This window comes from Bradyrhizobium sp. IC4059 (genome assembly GCF_020193615.1).
Taxonomy (GTDB): Bacteria; Pseudomonadota; Alphaproteobacteria; order Rhizobiales; family Xanthobacteraceae; genus Bradyrhizobium; species Bradyrhizobium yuanmingense.
The window spans coordinates 26,701-43,845 of the sequence record NZ_JADYVH010000009.1 but is presented as its reverse complement, the minus strand read 5'-3'; the positions used below and the strand labels follow the sequence as shown (position 1 = coordinate 43,845).

At 65.9% G+C, this 17,145-nt stretch carries 19 protein-coding genes; 12 read left to right on the top strand and 7 right to left on the bottom strand.

Features of this window, described 5'->3' with window-relative positions:
* Nucleotides 1–2: 2 nt before the first annotated feature.
* On the bottom strand, nucleotides 3–1,184 hold the full coding sequence (locus I6F12_RS25770; RefSeq protein WP_036020716.1) for an ABC transporter substrate-binding protein: 1,182 nt from the start codon (nucleotides 1,182–1,184) through the stop codon (nucleotides 3–5).
* A gap of 34 nt (nucleotides 1,185–1,218) precedes the next feature.
* Nucleotides 1,219–2,193 (bottom strand): nitronate monooxygenase family protein, encoded by a 975-nt coding sequence (locus I6F12_RS25765; protein ID WP_225157613.1) that lies wholly within the window; start codon nucleotides 2,191–2,193, stop codon nucleotides 1,219–1,221.
* A gap of 181 nt (nucleotides 2,194–2,374) precedes the next feature.
* On the opposite strand from I6F12_RS25765, the gene I6F12_RS25760 reads away from it, so the two are divergent.
* Complete coding sequence (locus tag I6F12_RS25760; RefSeq protein WP_225157518.1) at nucleotides 2,375–3,262, top strand: LysR family transcriptional regulator; 888 nt, start codon at nucleotides 2,375–2,377, stop codon at nucleotides 3,260–3,262.
* On the opposite strand, the gene I6F12_RS25755 is transcribed toward I6F12_RS25760, so the two are convergent.
* Complete coding sequence (locus tag I6F12_RS25755; protein WP_036020722.1) at nucleotides 3,259–3,912, bottom strand: DNA-3-methyladenine glycosylase; 654 nt, start codon at nucleotides 3,910–3,912, stop codon at nucleotides 3,259–3,261. The two genes, I6F12_RS25760 and I6F12_RS25755, sit on opposite strands and share 4 nt — an antisense overlap.
* Nucleotides 3,913–4,096: 184 nt before the next feature.
* Between I6F12_RS25755 and gluQRS the strand changes: the two genes are divergently transcribed.
* Nucleotides 4,097–4,969 (top strand): tRNA glutamyl-Q(34) synthetase GluQRS, encoded by an 873-nt coding sequence (gluQRS, locus tag I6F12_RS25750; protein ID WP_225157517.1) that lies wholly within the window; start codon nucleotides 4,097–4,099, stop codon nucleotides 4,967–4,969.
* A gap of 101 nt (nucleotides 4,970–5,070) precedes the next feature.
* The gene (locus tag I6F12_RS25745) at nucleotides 5,071–6,324 is read left to right on the top strand and encodes an ATP-binding protein (RefSeq protein WP_225157516.1); all 1,254 of its coding nucleotides are present in this window, start codon (nucleotides 5,071–5,073) and stop codon (nucleotides 6,322–6,324) included.
* On the opposite strand, the gene I6F12_RS25740 is transcribed toward I6F12_RS25745, so the two are convergent.
* A complete protein-coding gene (locus I6F12_RS25740) occupies nucleotides 6,251–7,144 on the bottom strand; it encodes a YihY/virulence factor BrkB family protein (protein ID WP_109142243.1) in 894 nt (297 codons plus the stop codon). The two genes, I6F12_RS25745 and I6F12_RS25740, sit on opposite strands and share 74 nt — an antisense overlap.
* Before the next feature lie 312 nt (nucleotides 7,145–7,456).
* On the opposite strand from I6F12_RS25740, the gene I6F12_RS25735 reads away from it, so the two are divergent.
* The 6 genes from I6F12_RS25735 to I6F12_RS25710 all read left to right on the top strand — a co-directional run bounded on the left by I6F12_RS25735 (nucleotide 7,457) and on the right by I6F12_RS25710 (nucleotide 11,521).
* Nucleotides 7,457–7,651 carry a twin transmembrane helix small protein gene (locus tag I6F12_RS25735; RefSeq protein ID WP_036020744.1) on the top strand — a complete coding sequence of 65 codons (195 nt, stop codon included), beginning with the start codon at nucleotides 7,457–7,459 and terminating at the stop codon, nucleotides 7,649–7,651.
* Nucleotides 7,652–7,653: 2 nt separating this feature from the next.
* Complete coding sequence (locus I6F12_RS25730; RefSeq protein ID WP_035996833.1) at nucleotides 7,654–8,226, top strand: cob(I)yrinic acid a,c-diamide adenosyltransferase; 573 nt, start codon at nucleotides 7,654–7,656, stop codon at nucleotides 8,224–8,226.
* A gap of 126 nt (nucleotides 8,227–8,352) precedes the next feature.
* A complete protein-coding gene (locus tag I6F12_RS25725) occupies nucleotides 8,353–9,102 on the top strand; it encodes an electron transfer flavoprotein subunit beta/FixA family protein (protein ID WP_109142244.1) in 750 nt (249 codons plus the stop codon).
* Entirely contained in the window at nucleotides 9,102–10,046 is a 945-nt protein-coding gene (locus I6F12_RS25720; protein ID WP_225142848.1) for an FAD-binding protein, read from the top strand. The genes I6F12_RS25725 and I6F12_RS25720 overlap by 1 nt, the downstream gene beginning before the upstream one ends.
* A 194-nt stretch (nucleotides 10,047–10,240) precedes the next feature.
* Nucleotides 10,241–11,122, top strand: a complete 882-nt coding sequence (locus tag I6F12_RS25715) for a 3-hydroxybutyryl-CoA dehydrogenase (RefSeq protein ID WP_035996839.1) — start codon at nucleotides 10,241–10,243, stop codon at nucleotides 11,120–11,122.
* A 204-nt stretch (nucleotides 11,123–11,326) separates the two neighbouring features.
* The gene (locus I6F12_RS25710; protein ID WP_036020754.1) at nucleotides 11,327–11,521 is read left to right on the top strand and encodes a hypothetical protein; all 195 of its coding nucleotides are present in this window, start codon (nucleotides 11,327–11,329) and stop codon (nucleotides 11,519–11,521) included.
* A gap of 4 nt (nucleotides 11,522–11,525) precedes the next feature.
* Here I6F12_RS25710 and I6F12_RS25705 read toward each other — a convergent pair whose 3' ends face one another.
* Entirely contained in the window at nucleotides 11,526–12,191 is a 666-nt protein-coding gene (locus I6F12_RS25705; protein ID WP_225157612.1) for a TlpA disulfide reductase family protein, read from the bottom strand.
* 100 nt (nucleotides 12,192–12,291) lie between these two features.
* Here I6F12_RS25705 and argH point away from each other — a divergent pair, with 100 nt between their 5' ends.
* From argH to lysA, 3 genes are all read left to right on the top strand, one after another.
* Nucleotides 12,292–13,689 carry an argininosuccinate lyase gene (argH, locus tag I6F12_RS25700; protein ID WP_225128567.1) on the top strand — a complete coding sequence of 466 codons (1,398 nt, stop codon included), beginning with the start codon at nucleotides 12,292–12,294 and terminating at the stop codon, nucleotides 13,687–13,689.
* Nucleotides 13,690–13,783: 94 nt separating this feature from the next.
* Nucleotides 13,784–14,077, top strand: a complete 294-nt coding sequence (locus I6F12_RS25695; RefSeq protein WP_035996882.1) for a lipoprotein — start codon at nucleotides 13,784–13,786, stop codon at nucleotides 14,075–14,077.
* A 23-nt stretch (nucleotides 14,078–14,100) separates the two neighbouring features.
* Complete coding sequence (gene lysA, locus I6F12_RS25690; protein ID WP_035996848.1) at nucleotides 14,101–15,366, top strand: diaminopimelate decarboxylase; 1,266 nt, start codon at nucleotides 14,101–14,103, stop codon at nucleotides 15,364–15,366.
* A 131-nt stretch (nucleotides 15,367–15,497) separates the two neighbouring features.
* Here lysA and I6F12_RS25685 read toward each other — a convergent pair whose 3' ends face one another.
* Both I6F12_RS25685 and I6F12_RS25680 read right to left on the bottom strand, forming a co-directional pair.
* On the bottom strand, nucleotides 15,498–16,388 hold the full coding sequence (locus tag I6F12_RS25685; RefSeq protein ID WP_225157515.1) for an NAD(P)-dependent oxidoreductase: 891 nt from the start codon (nucleotides 16,386–16,388) through the stop codon (nucleotides 15,498–15,500).
* A 215-nt stretch (nucleotides 16,389–16,603) separates the two neighbouring features.
* Nucleotides 16,604–16,987 (bottom strand): carboxymuconolactone decarboxylase family protein, encoded by a 384-nt coding sequence (locus I6F12_RS25680; RefSeq protein ID WP_028134137.1) that lies wholly within the window; start codon nucleotides 16,985–16,987, stop codon nucleotides 16,604–16,606.
* Nucleotides 16,988–17,145: the final 158 nt, after the last annotated feature.

The window sequence follows — 17,145 nt, the reverse complement described above, 5'->3', positions numbered from 1 at the left end:
AGTCAGCGATCGTCCAGCACGTCGCCGAAGCCGACCCAGCTCTTGCCGTTGAAGCGCCGCAGCTGCAGCTGCTGGAACGGCAGATAGTCGTCGGCGGCGGTGCTGACGGATATGCCGGGCAGCAGCAGCGGCAGCTTCACCTCTTTCAGCGAGGCGGACTGGCGCATGATGTTGTCGCGGCTGAAATCGTCCTTGCACGCCTTCAGCACCGTCATCAGGAGCGTCGCGTAATGGTAGCCGGCCGCATAGTTGGAGTTGGAGAGGTCCGCGTTCGGCATGTACTGCTTCATGAAGGCGAAATACTCCTTCACGCCGGGATCGCTGGCCCATTGCGGGTCCATCGTGTCCTTCTGATTGCTCGACGAGATCAGGCCGACGGCGTTGTCGAGCCCGGCCGGCTCCAGGAACGAGATCGACGAGGCCGAGGTCGGCACGAAGAACAGCTCGGGCTTCCAGCCGAGCTCGGCGACGCCCTTGATCATCTGCGAGGTGAACTTGCCGAGCACGACGCCGAACAGCACGTCGGCGCCCGATGCCTTCAGGGTCGAGAGCTGCGAGCTGATCGTCGGCGCGCTGGTCTCGTAGGTCGCTTCCGCAACGATCATGCCGGCAGCCTTGTCGCCGAGCGCGCGCTTGAAGCCGGCGACGTAGTCGCGGCCGAAATCGTCGTTCTGGGAGAGGATGGCGATCTTGGCGCCCGGCTTGGTGCGCAGCACGTGCTTGGCATAGACCACGCCTTCGGATTCATAGGCGGCCATGCCGGGCATGGTCCATGGATATTTCTGCGGGTCGGCCCATTTGGTCGCGCCGGAAAGCACGAACAGCTGCGGCACCTTCTTGCCGTTGAGGTAGCGATGCACGGCGCTGTTGGTGGCGGTGCCGAGCGAGCCGAACAGCATCAGCACCTCGTCCTGCTCCACCAGCTTGCGGGTCTGCTCGACCGTCTTCGGCGGCGAGTAGGCATCGTCCAGCGTGATGAACTTGACCTTGCGGCCGTTGATGCCGCCTTCGGCATTGATCTTCTCGAAGAACGCCTCCTGCGTGCGGCCGATCGCGCCGAAGCCGGAGGCCGGGCCGCTATAGGGCAGGGTCTGTCCGATGCGGATCTCCGTGCCTTCGGCGTGGGCGCTGTCCGTGGCGAGTGCCAGCAGGGACAGACCGATCAGTGCGGCTGCCAGCTTCATGATATCCTCCCGTTTGTCTTGTCAGTTGGAGACGTCAGGCGCTGACGCGCATTAGGAAATCCTGCCTCGCCTGATCGAATTCACGCTTCATGCGGTCGACGAGCTCCGCAACGGGCGGGGCATCAGTAATCTGGCCGATGCCCTGGCCCGATCCCCAGATGTCGCGCCACGCCTTGGATTTCATGTTGCCGCCGGAGCCGAAATTCATCTTCGATTTGTCGGCGGCGGGGAGGTTGTCCGGATCGAGGCCGGCGGCAGCGATCGACGGTCCCAGATAATTGCCGTGCACGCCGGTGAACAGGTTGGTGTAGACGATGTCGTGCGCGGCGTGCTGCGTCAGCGCCGATTTGTAGGCTTGGTCGGCATTGGCTTCCTGCGTCGCGATGAAGCGCGTGCCCATATAGGCGAGGTCGGCGCCCAGCGTCAGCGCCGAGGCGATGCCATAGCCGTCGCTGATCGCGCCCGACAGCAGGACGGCGCCTTCAAACCATTGCTTGACCTCGCGCACCAGCGCAAAGGGCGACAGCGTGCCGGCGTGTCCGCCCGCACCGGCGCAGACCAGGATCAGGCCGTCGACGCCCTGCTCGGCCGCTTTGCGCGCGTGCTTGACGTTGATGACGTCGTGGAACACCAGTCCGCCATAGGAATGCGCGGCCTCGACGATCTCCGCCGGCGGCCGCAGCGAGGTGATGATGATCGGCGCCTTGTGCTTGACGCAGGTCTCCATGTCCTTCATCAGCCGGTCGTTGGAGGCATGGCAGATCTGGTTGACGGCGTAGGGCGCGACCTTCTTGCCGGGATTGCGCGATTTGTACTCGCCGAGCTCGTCCTCGATCCGGCTCAGCCATTCGCCGAGCTTCTCGACCGGGCGGGCATTGAGCGCGGGAAAGGAGCCGACGACGCCCGCCTTGCACTGGGCGATCACCAGTTCCGGGCCGGAGACGATGAACAGCGGCGAGCCGACCACGGGCAGCTCGAGCGAATCCTTCAAGAGAGTGGGCAGTGCCATCATGTCCTCCCGAAACGCGGCCCCGCCGGCGGGCGGATCACGAGGCGTTTCCGTTTTGATTGTCGCGCGGGCGGATGGGCCGCCCGTGGCCGCGGATTTGATCCCATTATAAGGTTGGACGGCGCCGCCCGGGCCGTTCAATAATGAACGGACGATCATTCAGGTATGAACAGGGCCGCCGATGGATTGGGACCTTTGCAAGACCTTCGTCGCGGTCGCCGATACCGGCAGCTTCACCGCCGCCGCCCGCCGCCTGCACACCAGCCATCCCACCGTCAGCCGCAAGATCGCAGCGCTGGAAGCCCAGCTCGGCACCAGATTGGTGGCGCGGGCTGCCGATGGCCTGGCGCTGACCGCGGATGGACGGACCTTGCGCGAGCACGCCGAGGCCATGGCGGCCGCAGCGCTGCGGGCCGAAACCGCAGTGGCGGCGGGTGGACACAAGGCGCGCGGCATCGTCAAGCTGTCGATCGGCGCGACGCTGGCCTCGCACTGGCTGATGCCGCGCTTGCCAGCCTTCCTGCGCGCGCACGATCATATCCAGCTCGAGATCATCACCCATCCATTTCCGGCGAGCGTGCGCCGGCGTGAAGCGGACGTGGTGCTGCGGCCCTTCGATACCGGGGAGGAGAACCTGGTCGGCCGCAAGATCGGCCGTCTCGGCACCGGCTTCTATGCCTCGCGCGATTATGCCGCCGGGCGGTCCCTGCCGGAAAGGCGCGGCGATTGGAAGGAGCACAGCGTCATCGGCTTCGCCGACCAGACGTCCAATGCGCAGCTTGCGCGCTGGAGCGACGTCGTCACGCGGCAGGCAAGGGTGGCGATGCGCTGCTCGTCCCAGGGGGACATGCTGGCGGCGGTCCGCGCCGGCATCGGAATCTCCGCGCTGTCGTGCTTCGTCGCCGAAGCCTATTCCGATCTCGTGCGCGTCGCCCCGCAGAAGCTCGCCAGCGTTGCGGATCTCTGGCTGCTGGCCCATCCCGACCTCGTCGAGCTCCCGGCGGTACGCGCCGTGATCGATTTCGTCGCCGAATGCGCCCGGACAGACCGCGCGCGGCTGCGGGGCTAGCCCGATCCCGCGAGCACGCCCTCGCGTTTCTTCACCGCGCGGTAATAGCTCCACCACAGATGCGCCGCCGCACCGCGCAGCGGACGCCAGGGCTCGGCGATCGGCGCCATCTGCTTCTCCGTCGGCCGCGCCTTGAGGCCGAGGCCGATACGGATGCCTTCCTGCACGGCGAGGTCGCCGGCCGGCCAGGCATCGCCGTGGCCGAGACAGAACAGCAGGTAGAGGTCGGCCGTCCAGGGGCCGATGCCGGGCAGCGCGATCAGGGTGTGATGCGCCGCGTCGGCATCCTCCTCCGCGAGCACGTCGAGGTTCAGCCGCTGCGCGGCGATCTCGCGGGCGAGATGCTTGAGCGTCTTGATCTTGGCGGCGGAGAGGCCGAGCCGCCCCAGCCGGTCGGCGCGGGCGCGGCGCATCGCGTCATGGTCGAACGGATCGAACGCGGCCGACAGCCGCCCCCAGATCGCCGCGGCGCTCGCGGTGGAGAGCTGCTGCCCGCAGACGATGTGCGCGAGCCCCGTAAACCCCGGCTCGCGCCGCCGCAACGCCGGCATGCCCGCGATCTCGAGCACGGGCTTGAGCCGCGGATCGCGCTTGATCAGCGCGTGGACGGCCTCTTCGAGATCGGACTGGGTTTCGAGGTGGATGGTCATGGGGGGCGGGTTCTCTCCAGCGTCATGGCGGGCTTGTCCCGGCCATCCACGTCTTTCTCACCGCGAGGCACTGTGTAGCATGAGCGGTGATCGTGGTGTTTGTTCGTGACGTTGACACCATCGGTCTGTGGTACCGAAGAACGTGGATGGCCGGGACAAGCCCGGCCATGACGAGATTCATGTGATGGCACCACCCGTTTTCCGATTCGCCCCGAGCCCGAACGGCTTCCTGCATCTCGGCCACGCCTATTCCGCGCTGCTCAATTTCGACCGAGCGCGCGAGTCCGGCGGCCGATTGCTGCTGCGAATCGAGGACATCGACGCGACGCGGTGCCGGCCGGAGTTCGAGACGGCGATCTACGAGGATCTCGCCTGGCTCGGGATTGCCTGGGAGACGCCGGTGCGGCGGCAGTCGGAGCATTTCGCCGATTATCGCGCTGCGCTGGACAAGCTGTCTGCGCTCAGTCTCGTCTATCCCGCCTTCGAAAGTCGGGCCGAGATCGCAAGGCTGGTCACGGCGCGCGAGGCCGACGGGCCGTGGCCGCGCGATCCCGACGGCGCGCCGCTTTATCCGGGCGAGGCCAAATCGCTGTCGGTTGACGAGCGCTCGCGGCTGATCGCCTCGGGCGCGCCCTATGCGCTGCGGCTCGACATGGCGGCCGCCTGCCGTCACGCCCCCGGCGTGAGCTGGAACGAGCTCGGCGAGGGGCCGGACGGCGAGCGCGGCGTGGTGCCGGCGCGGCCGGAGGCCTGGGGCGATGTCATCCTGGCCCGCAAGGAGACGCCGACCAGCTACCATCTCTCGGTGGTCGTCGACGACGCGCTCCAGGGCGCCAGCGAGATCGTGCGGGGGCAGGACCTGTTTTACGCCACCGCGGTGCACCGCCTGCTCCAGGTTCTGCTCGGCCTGCCCGAGCCGGCCTATCGCCATCACCGGCTGATTCGCGATGAGGCGGGTCGGAAGCTGTCGAAATCGGGCCGCTCGACCGGTCTGCGCGAATTGCGCGCGGCCGGCCTCACGCCTGCCGCGATCCGCCGGCTGGTGGGATTAGGTTAAGTTTCTCTGGGGGTTAGCGAAACGTCGCCGTGACTCCGGGCGTTCCTCCGTGCCATGCTTGGCCAGCGCGGGGTTCGAAGAGGGTACTTCGAAGGGGATTCATGGCGGCGAAGACGCGTCCAGTGCGCACCACCCGGACGTCCAGGCGGCGGCCGCTTCGGAAGCGGCCCAAGGCGGCCGGCCAGTTGCGCAAGCGCAGCACCAAGGCGGCTGCGCCTGATGTCGTCCAGGCGGCGCTGGCCGCGTTTGCCCATGAGGTCCGCACCCCCCTGACCGGCATTCTCGCGATCAGCGACCTGCTCGCGACCTCCGATCTCGGCGAGCGGGAGCGGCGCTGGGCCGACACCATCAAGGCCGGCGCCGAGCATCTGGCGAGCCTCGCCACGCTGTTCGTGGATGCTGCCAGAACGGAGAAGGGCGGCAGCACGCCGCGCCAGGATCTGTTCGATCTCAAGGCGCTCGCCCGCACCGCCGGCGATTCCCTGGCCGGCCGCGCCGCGGCCAAAGGTCTCCAGGCCAAGGTCGAGATAGCCGACAAGATCCCAGGGCTCGTGGTCGGTGATTCCGTCCGCCTGCGCGCCGCGCTCGAGAACCTGATCGACAACGCCGTGAAATTTACCGACCAGGGCGGAGTGGCCCTCGCCGTCGAGCCGTGGCGTCCCGCCAAAGGCAAAGCAAAGGGCAGGGTCGGCGTCGCTTTCGCCGTGTCCGACAGCGGCATCGGCCTGACCATGGCCGAGATCAAGCGGCTTTTCCGCCCGTTCACCCAGGCCAATGTCACCATTGCCGCGCGCTTCGGCGGCGCCGGCTTGGGGCTCTCCTCGGTCAAGCAATTGGCGCGGGCGATGGGCGGCGACATCACCGTCGCTCCGCGCCGCGGTGGCGGCGCCACCTTCACATTGACGGTGTCGCTGGACGCGGCGGGACCGGGCAAGACCCGCAAGGCAAAGGACGGCAGCGAGCCCGAGGCGGCCGCTGCGCTTCGCGTTCTCAGCGTCGAGGACAATCCGTTCGGCCGCGTCGTGCTCAACACCATCCTGACCGAGCTCGGCCATCACGCCGAGTTCATCGGGCGCGGCGAGGACACCGTGAACCGGCTGGAGCAGGGCGCATTCGACGCGGTGCTGATGGACATGGTGCTGCCGGGCATCGACGGCATCGAGGCCATCCGGCGGATCCGCAGGCTGACAACGCCGCTGGCTCGGATCCCGATCATCGGCGTGTCCGGCCGCGGCGAGGACGAGGCCGCCTCGCGCGAAGCCGGGGCCGACGCCTTCCTGGTCAAGCCTGTGTCTCCGAGGGCTTTAGCGACTGCGCTGCTTGAAGCGACACGCCGTGAGGAAGCCGCGACTTGATGATCGCGGCATTGAGCTCGCCGCCGTAAACGAAGATCGCGGCGATGAAGTACAGAAACACCAGCGCGATGATCACCGAGGCGAGCCCCGCATACATGGTCACGTAGTTGTTGGCAAAGCGGGCCAGGTATTGGCCGAACACGATGCTGGAGATCAGTGACGCCACGATGGTGAAGACGATGCCGGGCAGTATCTGCAGGAAGCTGCGCCGTCCCGCCGGCAGCCAGGCGTGCAGGATGATCAGCGCCACCACCAGCGCGCCGATGGAGATGCCGTAGCGCACCCAGGTGAGGATGCTCTCGTTGGATTCGACGAACAGCGGAATGTGGCGCCGCGCCGCCTCGATAATGAGCGGACCGAGCACGATCAGGAACGCCATAGCGAGCGCTGTGAAGGCCGCAATGATCGTATAGGCAATCGACTCCAGCCGAAGCCAGTACCAGCTTCGCATCTCCACCACCGCATAGGCGCGGTTGAGCGCCACCCTGAGCGCCTCGACGCCGTTCGAGGCGAAATAGACCGACAGCGCCGCGCCGATGGTCAAAAGGCCGGTCCGGGTGGTGGTCAGCACGTCATGCACCTCGCCCGAGATCGAATCGGCGACCTGCTTGGGCCAGACCTGGAGCATCAGGCTGGCGGCCTGGTCGGCGAGTTCCTTGGAGCCGAAGAAGCCGGCGAGCGCGGTCAGCACGATCAGGAATGGGAACAGCGCCATCAGCGTCGAGAGCGCGATGTGGCTCGCGATCGCCCAGCCGTCATCGGCGAGGAACGTGTAGAACGCGTCCTCAGCGACGCAGTAGATGTAGCGGATGGCTTTCACTTGGCACCTACGCCGCTGCTCTCTCCCTCTGCACGTAGGGAGAGGCCAGGAGAACGAGCAATGGGCGCAAATCGAAAAATCATCGCGCTACCATCTGATATTCCTGGCCCAAAAGCCAGTTCGCGAAGCGCCCCGCCGTCATTCCGGGGCGCGCCAAGCGCGAGCCCGGAAACCATCTAGCCGCAGCGCAAGTGGCCCGATGGATTCCGGGCTCGACGCGCCGGGTCTCGCTTCGCTCGATCCCGCCGCGTCGCCCGGAATGACGAGCTGGGGAGATGGCGGACCGGCACACACGGTGTTATCTACCCTCAAATGGCATCTTTTCTGAGTACTTTCATCCTGCCGGCCGCAGCCGGCGCCGTGGCGCTGGTGCTGCTGCTCGGGCTCATCAACATGATGCGCGGCGGCTCGCCCAACACCTCGCAGAAGCTGATGCGTTGGCGCGTGCTGCTTCAGTTCGTGGCGATCATCGTCGCGATGCTCGCGGTCTGGGCGATGGGACGCTGATCATGGTGGTGTTGAACCGCATCTACACGAAGACCGGTGACGATGGCACGACGGCGCTCGGAACCGGAGAGCGGCGTCCGAAATACGATCTGCGAATCGAGGCCTATGGCACCGTCGACGAGACCAACGCGGCGATCGGCGTGGTCAGGCTCTACACCGCGGAGATGCCCGAGCTCGATGCGATGCTCGGCCGCATCCAGAACGATCTGTTCGATCTTGGTGCCGATCTCGCCGTGCCGGAGCGGGAAGGCAAGGCCGAGCGGCTGCGGGTGGTGGCGAGCCAGGTCGAGCGGCTCGAGCGCGACATCGACATGCTCAACGACAAGCTCGCGCCGCTGACCTCCTTCGTGCTTCCCGGCGGCACGCCGGCCGCGGCCCATCTGCATGTGGCGCGCACGATATGCCGCAGGGCGGAACGCGTGATCGTGGAACTGGCGGCCCAGCCGGGCGAGCCGGTCAGCGCGGCTGGCATCCAATATATGAATCGCCTGTCCGACTTTCTCTTCGTGGCCAGCCGGGTCGTGAACGGCAATGGCGCCGGCGACGTGCTCTGGGTTCCCGGCCAGAACCGCTGACCCATCGCGCTCCCGCATTTCAGAAGGCCAAAATTAGACCCGTTCGCGCGTTGACCGGGGCAGATCGGGCCTTTAGGTTCCGCGCCAGTTGATAACCCCCCTCCCAAATTGAGTGAAAGAGGATCGATGAAGGTCTTAGTGCCGGTAAAGCGGGTGGTCGATTACAACGTCAAGGTCCGCGTCAAGGGCGATGGATCGGGCGTTGAACTCGCCAACGTCAAGATGTCCATGAACCCCTTCGACGAAATCGCTGTCGAGGAAGCGCTGCGCCTGAAGGAAGCCGGCAAGGCCACCGAGGTCGTGGTGGTCTCGATTGGACCTGCGCAGGCGTCCGAAACGATCCGCACCGGTCTTGCCATGGGCGCCGATCGCGGCATCCTGGTGAAGGCGGACGGCACCGTCGAGCCGCTCGCCGTCGCCAAGATCCTGAAGAAGGTTGCGGACGAAGAGCAGCCGGGCCTGATCATTCTCGGCAAGCAGGCGATCGACGATGACTCGAACCAGACCGGCCAGATGCTGGCCGCGCTGCTCGGCTGGTCGCAGGCGACCTTCGCCTCCAAGCTCGAGGTCGAAGGTACCGACTTCAAGGTGACGCGTGAAGTCGATGGCGGTCTGCAGACCGTGAAGCTGAAGGGACCGGCGATCATCACCACCGATCTCCGCCTCAACGAGCCGCGCTACGCCTCGCTGCCCAACATCATGAAGGCGAAGAAGAAGCCGATCGCGGAGAAGACGGTCGCCGATTACGGCGTCGACATCGCCGCGCGCCTCGAAGTTCTGAAGACGGCTGAGCCCGCGGGCCGCAAGGCCGGAGTCAAGGTCAAGGACGTCGCCGAGCTGGTGTCGAAACTCAAGAACGAAGCCGGGGTGCTCTGATGACGACGCTTCTGATTGCCGAACACGACAATGCGTCGCTCAAGGACGCCACCAACAAGGCCCTGACCGCAGCAGCCGCGCTTGGCGCGGATGTCGAGGTGCTGGTCGCCGGCCAGAACGCCAAGGCCGCGGCGGATGCCGCTGCCAAGCTCGCTGGCGTGAAGAAGGTGCTGCTCGCCGATGGCGACCTCTACGCGCACGATCTGGCCGAGCCGCTGGCTGCGCTGGTGGTGTCGCTGGCGTCCGGCTATGACGCCATCGTCGCGCCGGCGACCTCGCGCTTCAAGAACGTGATGCCCCGCATCGCCGCTCTGCTCGACGTCATGCAGGTCTCGGAGATCACCAAGGTGGTCGCGCCCGATACCTATGAGCGCCCGATCTATGCCGGCAACGCCATTCAGACGGTGAAGTCGAAGGACGCCAAGAAGGTCATCACGGTCCGCACCTCCACCTTCGCCGCAGCAGGCGAGGGCGGCAGCGCCCAGGTCGAGACCGTGGCGGCGGCGGCCGATCCGGGCCTGTCGACTTTCGTCGGTGAGGAAGTCGCCAAGAGTGATCGCCCCGAGCTAACCTCGGCCAAGATCATCGTCTCCGGTGGCCGCGCCATGCAGAGCCGCGAGAACTTCGCCAAGTACATCGAGCCGCTCGCGGACAAGCTTGGGGCCGGTGTCGGTGCCTCGCGCGCCGCGGTCGATGCCGGCTATGCGCCGAACGACTGGCAGGTCGGCCAGACCGGCAAGGTGGTGGCCCCCGAGCTCTATGTTGCGGTCGGCATTTCCGGCGCGATCCAGCATCTGGCCGGCATGAAGGACTCCAAGGTGATCGTTGCGATCAACAAGGACGAGGACGCGCCGATCTTCCAGGTCGCCGATTACGGCCTGGTGGCCGATCTCTACCAGGCGGTTCCGGAGCTGACGGCCGAACTCGGCAAGCTCGGCAAGTAAAAGGCATCGAAAACACCGGCCGGAGGTATAAACTCCGGCCGGTGTTGCGTTTCTGAGGCGTTTTCTTTGGCGTGGGCGCGCCTTGGAAACGATCCAATCTAGGTTTCGAGCCAAGGTTCTGATTAAATCGGACCTCCCGGCTCGAGGGGAAAGGCAGGGCGCGCCCCCCGCGCGCCGTTCCGGTGGATGACAATATGGCGGCAGTGATCAAGAAGGTCGGCGTGATCGGCGCGGGTCAGATGGGCAATGGCATCGCGCATGTCGCGGCGCTCGCTGGCTTCGACGTGGTGCTCAACGACGTTTCGGCCGACCGCCTCAAGTCGGGCATGGCCACCATCAACGGCAATCTGGCGCGTCAGGTCTCCAAGAAGGCCGTCACCGAGGACGACAGGGCCAAGGCGATTGCGCGTATCAAGCTAGCCGAGAAGCTGGACGATCTCGCCGATTGCGACCTCGTCATCGAGACCGCGGTCGAGAAGGAAGAGGTCAAGCGCAAGATCTTCCACGAGCTCTGCGCCGTATTGAAGCCGGAGGCGATCGTCGCCTCCGATACGTCCTCGATCTCGATCACGCGCCTCGCCGCCGCCACCGACCGCCCGGAGCGCTTCATCGGCATTCACTTCATGAATCCAGTGCCGTTGATGGAACTGGTCGAGCTGATCCGCGGCATCGCCACCGACGACGCCACCTTCGAGACCGCCAAGGACTTCGTCGGCAAGCTCGGCAAGCAGGTCGCGGTCTCCGAGGATTTCCCGGCCTTCATCGTCAACCGCATCCTGCTGCCGATGATCAACGAGGCGATCTACACGCTGTATGAAGGCGTCGGCAACGTCGAGGCGATCGACGCGGCGATGAAACTGGGCGCCCACCATCCCATGGGTCCGCTCGAGCTTGCCGATTTCATCGGGCTCGACACCTGCCTCTCCATCATGCAGGTGCTGCACGAGGGGCTAGCCGACTCCAAGTACCGCCCGTGCCCGCTGCTGGTCAAATACGTCGAGGCCGGCTGGCTCGGCCGCAAGACCCAGCGCGGCTTCTACGACTACCGCGGCGCCAAGCCGGTGCCGACGCGGTAAGGTGGCCTTGTGCCCCGGACGCAGCGCGGAGCGCTGCAGAGCCGAGGCCCAGGAGCCGCGCGCTGAAGGCTAGGTCCCGGCTCTGCGGTGCGTCACTTGCGTGCCGCCCCTTGTCCGGGACACGATGGCCCGTACTGCTCCATGACAATTCATGTCGCGTTAACCTCTCGCGCCTAGGTTACGGCCGGCACGAGGGTTCGCGTAATGGACATGATGGCAATGGTCAGCAGCATGCTGGCCGCACAGCAAGGCGCGCTGCAGTCAAATATCGCGGCGACGCTGACCAAGCAGAACGCGGATATGGAGAAATCCACCGTCCTGACGCTGCTCGGCACCGGCCAGCCCTCGCTCGCCAATGTCGCCCCCGGCGTCGGCGGCAATCTCAATGTGACGGCCTAAACCCTTAAAGCGCCGCGGTGGCCTTGCCGGTTGCCGCGCGGATCAGCTTGAGCGCGTCCTCACTCGCCCATTCCGCCGGCCCCGCGATCGTCGCGATTTCACACCCGTGAGGGTCGACCAGCACGGAGGTGGGCATGCCCAGTGCCCGTCCCACGGCCTTAAGATCCTGGAACACCTTGGCTTTGTGGTCGCTGAAATAGGCGAGCCGGGTCAGGTTGGCCTCTTTCAGGAAGGTTTTCGGCTTCTCCAGGTCGCGGGTGTCGATGTTGATCGCCACCACCTCGAAATTCGGGCCCGATAGCTTGCCCTGGAGCTCGTCCAGCGCCGGCATCTCCTTGCGGCAGGGCACGCACCAGGTGGCCCAGAGGTTCACCAGCAGGGTCTTGCCGCGGAAGTCGGACAGCTTCTTCGGCTTGCCCTCGGCATCCTCGAAGGTGAGGTCGGGCAGCTTCAGCGGGGCGCTTGCCATGGTCAGCGCCGCCACCTCGCCATGGGCAAGCGGGGCGATCTTCTGCGCCGTCGCCACCGCCGCCTTGCAGGTCGGATCGCCCAAGGGCGCCCGGCTCGGGCCGAGCCCGTACAGCGCGGCGAAGCCGGCCAGCCCGACGATCGCCACGGCGGCGATGACGAAGGGGATGCGGCGCGTGGCGGAGGGCTTCTGGTCGAGCATATCGTTTGTCATCCGGTCGCAGATATGGCTATCAGGGGCCTCTTAATACGGCTGGCCGCGGCCAGCAAACGTGCGGCAAATCAGGCGTGAGCAGGGGATCATGAGCAACAAGATGTGGGGCGGCCGGTTCTCGGAACGCCCCGACGAGATCATGGAAGAGATCAACGTCTCCATCGACGTCGATCGTCACCTCTTCGCCCAGGACATTGCCGCGTCCAAGGCCCACGCCGCGATGTTGGCCAATCAGGGCATCATCACGGCTTCTGATGCGAAAAATATCGGCAAGGGTCTAGACACAATCCTGTCAGAGATCGGCAAGGGCGGCTTCGAATTCAAGCGCGCGCTCGAGGACATCCATATGAATGTCGAGAGCCGCCTGTCGGAGCTGATCGGCCCGGCCGCCGGAAGGCTGCACACCGCGCGTTCGCGCAACGACCAGGTCGCCACCGACTTCCGTCTGTTCGTCCGCGACGTCATCGACGAGACCGATGCCGCGCTCGCCGCGTTCCAGCAGGCCCTGGTGGACCGCGCGCTGGAGCACGCCGCAACCGTGATGCCCGGCTTCACGCATCTGCAAACGGCGCAGCCCGTCACGTTCGGCCATCACCTGCTGGCTTATGTCGAGATGGCGGCGCGCGACCGCGGCCGCTTCCAGGACGCCCGCAAGCGCCTGAACGAATCGCCGCTGGGCGCGGCTGCGCTCGCCGGCACCTCGTTCCCGATCGACCGCCATGCCACCGCGAAGGCGCTCCTGTTCGACCGCCCGATGGCGAACTCGCTCGATGCCGTCTCCGACCGCGATTTCGTGCTGGAGACGCTGTCGGCCGCCTCGATCTGCGCCGTGCACATGTCGCGCTTTGCCGAGGAGATCGTGATCTGGACCTCGCCGCTGGTCGGCATGATCCGGCTCAGCGACAAGTTCACCACGGGATCCTCGATCATGCCGCAGAAGCGCAACCCGGATGCCGCCGAGCTGGTGCGCGCCAAGACCGGCCGCGTCATCGGCGCGCTCAACGGCCTCCTGATCGTCATGAAGGGCCTGCCGCTCGCCTATCAAAAGGACATGCAGGAGGACAAGCAGGGCGCCATGGAGGGTTTTGCCGCGCTGTCGCTGGCAATCCGCGCCATGACCGGCATGGTCCGTGATCTCGTTCCGGACGAAGCCAAGATGAAGGCGGCCGCGGGCGAGGGCTATGCCACGGCGACCGACCTCGCCGACTGGCTGGTGCGGACGCTGAAGATGCCGTTCCGCGAGGCGCACCACGTCACGGGCCGCATCGTCGCCAAGGCCGCCGAGGGGGGCGTCGCGCTGCACGAGCTGCCGCTCAAGGAAATGCAGGCGATCGAGCCCAAAATCACCAAGGACGTGCTCGGCGTGCTGTCGGTCGAATCGTCGGTGAAGAGCCGCACCAGCTTTGGCGGCACCGCGCCGAAGAACGTGGCGTCCCAGGCCAAGGCCTGGGCGAAGCGGCTGGAAAAAGAGCGAAAATTGGGCTGAGGGCAAAATTTCGCTTATGTTTCATGGTCATCCGGCTCTCGCCAGAACGCGCCAATCTCTGTATGGTGCGCCGCGCGTAGTGGGGATTTTCGTCGTGACGTCAAAGTTTCGCCCGGCCGGCTCGGGGTGGGCCATCATTGTCTTGAGCCTGACGGCGCTCGCGCTTGCAGGTTGCGGCCGCAAGGGCCCGCTGGATCTGCCGCCGACCGCCTCCAACGCCCCCGCAGCCACCGGCGCCGCACCCGTCGAGCCCGAGACCGCGGCCCAGAAGGCGCCGAGCCTGTTCGAACCCACGGCCAGCGCGGATGCCGCGCCCGCGGCGGCCAAGGGCCGGAAGAAATCGTTTATTCTCGACCCGCTCCTGGACGAACCTCCCGGCAAGAAATAAGCCGGGACAACCGAGCCTGCGCCATGAACCATTTCGACTATCGCAACGGCGTGCTGCACGCCGAGGCGGTGAACCTGTCCGAGCTGGCCGCCACCGTCGGCACGCCGTTCTACTGCTATTCGACCGCAACGCTGGAGCGGCATTACCGCGTCTTCACCGAGGCCTTTGCCGGCGAGAAGGTGCTGGTCTGCTACGCCATGAAGGCGAACTCCAACCAGTCGGTGCTGCGGACGCTGGCCAAGCTCGGCGCCGGCGCCGACGTGGTTTCGGGCGGCGAGCTGAAGCGCGCTTTGGCCGCCGGCATTCCCGCCAGCAAGATCGTCTTCTCCGGCGTCGGCAAGACCGAGGCAGAGCTGCGCGCGGCGCTCGCCGCCGACATCCTCTGCCTCAACGTCGAATCCGAGCCGGAGCTCGAGCTGCTGTCGCGCCTGGCGACCGAGATGGGCAAGACCGCGCGCATCTCGCTCCGCGTCAATCCCGACGTCGATGCCGGCACGCACGCAAAGATCTCCACCGGCAAGTCCGAGAACAAGTTCGGCATCCCGATCGTGCATGCCCGCGAGGTCTATGCGCGCGCGGCGAAGCTGCCCGGAATCAAGGTGACCGGCACCGACGTGCATATCGGCAGCCAGATCACCGACCTGTCCGGCATGGAGACCGCGTTCCGCATCCTCTCCGAATTCGTGCAGACCCTTCGGGCGGACGGCCACGACATCAGCCACGTCGATTTCGGCGGCGGTCTCGGCATCCCCTATTACATGGATCGCGAGGCGCCGCCTGCGCCCGCCGCCTATGCCGCCATGGTCAGGCGCGTCAGCCACAATCTCGGCTGCACACTGATGTTCGAGCCGGGCCGCATGATCGTCGGCAATGCCGGCATTCTGGTCGCCAAGGTGATCTATGTGAAGCACGGCGACGGCAAGAATTTCGTCATCATCGACGCGGCCATGAACGACCTGATCCGCCCGACACTGTACGAGGCGCATCACGACATCCTGGCGGTGAAGCAGCCCGCCAAGGGCGCCGCCACCATCAAGGCCGATGTCGTCGGCCCGGTCTGCGAGACCGGCGATTATCTCGCCCTCGACCGCACGCTGCCGACGCCCGCGCCCGGCGATCTCCTCGCCATCATGACCGCCGGTGCCTATGGCGCCGTGCAGGCCGGCACCTACAACACCCGGCCGCTGGTGCCCGAGGTGCTGGTGAAGGGCGACCAATACGCCGTGGTGCGCCCGCGCATCGAGGTGGAGCAGCTCATTGCTATGGACACGCCGGCGCCGTGGCTGTGAGGCCGCTACCAAAACCTGCAAAACAACCCCATGCACAGTAGACTGGGGGTTTCGGAATGATGCGTGGCCGTCGGGCAAAACCGCTTGAACTGTCGAGCAGATTCAGCACGACCGCGCTATTTCGCTGAACGTCAGTTTTTTCCGCCTACGATCACACCCGCTTTCTTCTCGATCGGCTTGATCGCCGCGGTGAAATCGGACTCGGCGCCTTCCGCGCTGATCACCGTTTCCCACAACCGTCCGACGGCGTCGGCGACTTCCATCGACAGGCCGAGCTGCTTCATCTCCTCCAGCGCCAGCCGCACGTCCTTCACCATCAATCCCGTGGCGAAGCCGAAGTCGAAGGTGCGCGGCAGCACCGCGCGCGGAAACTTGTCGCGGCTCGCGGTGTTCATGCCCGAGCCCGCATTGATGACGTCAATCATCACGGCGGGATCGAGCCCGGCCTTCACGCCCATCACCACGGCTTCCGACGTCGCGACGATCGCGGTGGCCGACAGAAAATTGTTGGCGAGCTTCATGGTCTGCGCCGCGCCCGGCTTCTCGCCGATGAAGAACACCTTTCCGATCACCTCGAGCGCGGGCTTGAGCAGCTCGAACTCGGCTTTCGGGCCCGACACCATCACGGCAAGCGTGCCCTTCTCGGCGCCGCCGACGCCGCCGGAGACGGGACAGTCGATCTGCACGATGCCGCGCTCGGCGAGCAGCCCGTGAATCTTCACAGCCATTGCCGAGCCGACGGTGGAGAGATCGACGAAGCGTTTGGCGCGCCTGCCCTCGATCACGCCGTTCGCTCCCGTTGCGACGTCGAGTGAAGCCTGCAGCGAAGGCAAACTCGCCATCACGGTCTCGGCCTGGTCAGCGACGTCCTTCGGCGACGACGCGGCAGTGGCACCGCGCGCGACCAGCTTGTCCATGACCTCCTTGCGCGTGTCGAATACGACGAGCCTGTGCCCCGCCTCGATCAACCGCCGCGCCATCGGGAAACCCATGTTTCCGAGCCCGATGAATCCGATGTCCATGGTGTTTCCCTTTGGTTGTTGAAAACGCGCACACCGATGTCGTCCCGGACAAGCGCGCCCTAAAGCGCGCGCCGGTCCGGGACCCATAACCACAAGGAGGAATCGTCCCGCAAAGGCGCCACTCCGAGTCGTCGTAGCAACATCGTCCTGTGGCTATGGGGCCCGGGCTCGCGCTTCGCGCGCCCCGGGACGACAGTTGAGATTGGCGCTGGGTCTCACGCCTTCCCGTCGATCTCTGCGAACACCTCGCGCGCGATGCGGAAGCTGTCAACCGCGGCGGGCATGCCGCCATAGATCGCGACCTGCATCAGGATCTCGCGGATCTCCTCGCGGGTGACGCCGTTGGTCAGCGCGCCCTTCAGGTGCGCGCGAAACTCGTGCTGACGGTTGAGGATCGCGATCATGGCGATGTTGAGCATGCTGCGGGTCTTGCGCGGCAGCTCCTCGCGGCCCCACACCGTGCCCCAGCAATATTCGTTGAGCATCTCCTGGAACGGGCGGTTGAAATCGTCGACGTTCTTCAGGGCGTTGTTGACATAGGCCTCGCCCAGCACCGCTTTGCGGACTTCCAGGCCCTTGTCGTGCATCTTCTTGTCCATGGCGTTTCCTTCGTTTCCCTCGAGATTGGCGCGCGGAAATTACGGGGTTGCACCCGGCCAGTCACGTCCTCGTGTTATGCGGGAAAAGGAGGCGCTCCCGTACAGGAACGGATGCCTCAGTGCTGCCGTTGTGATAGGCTCTGCTCTACCGGGCAACC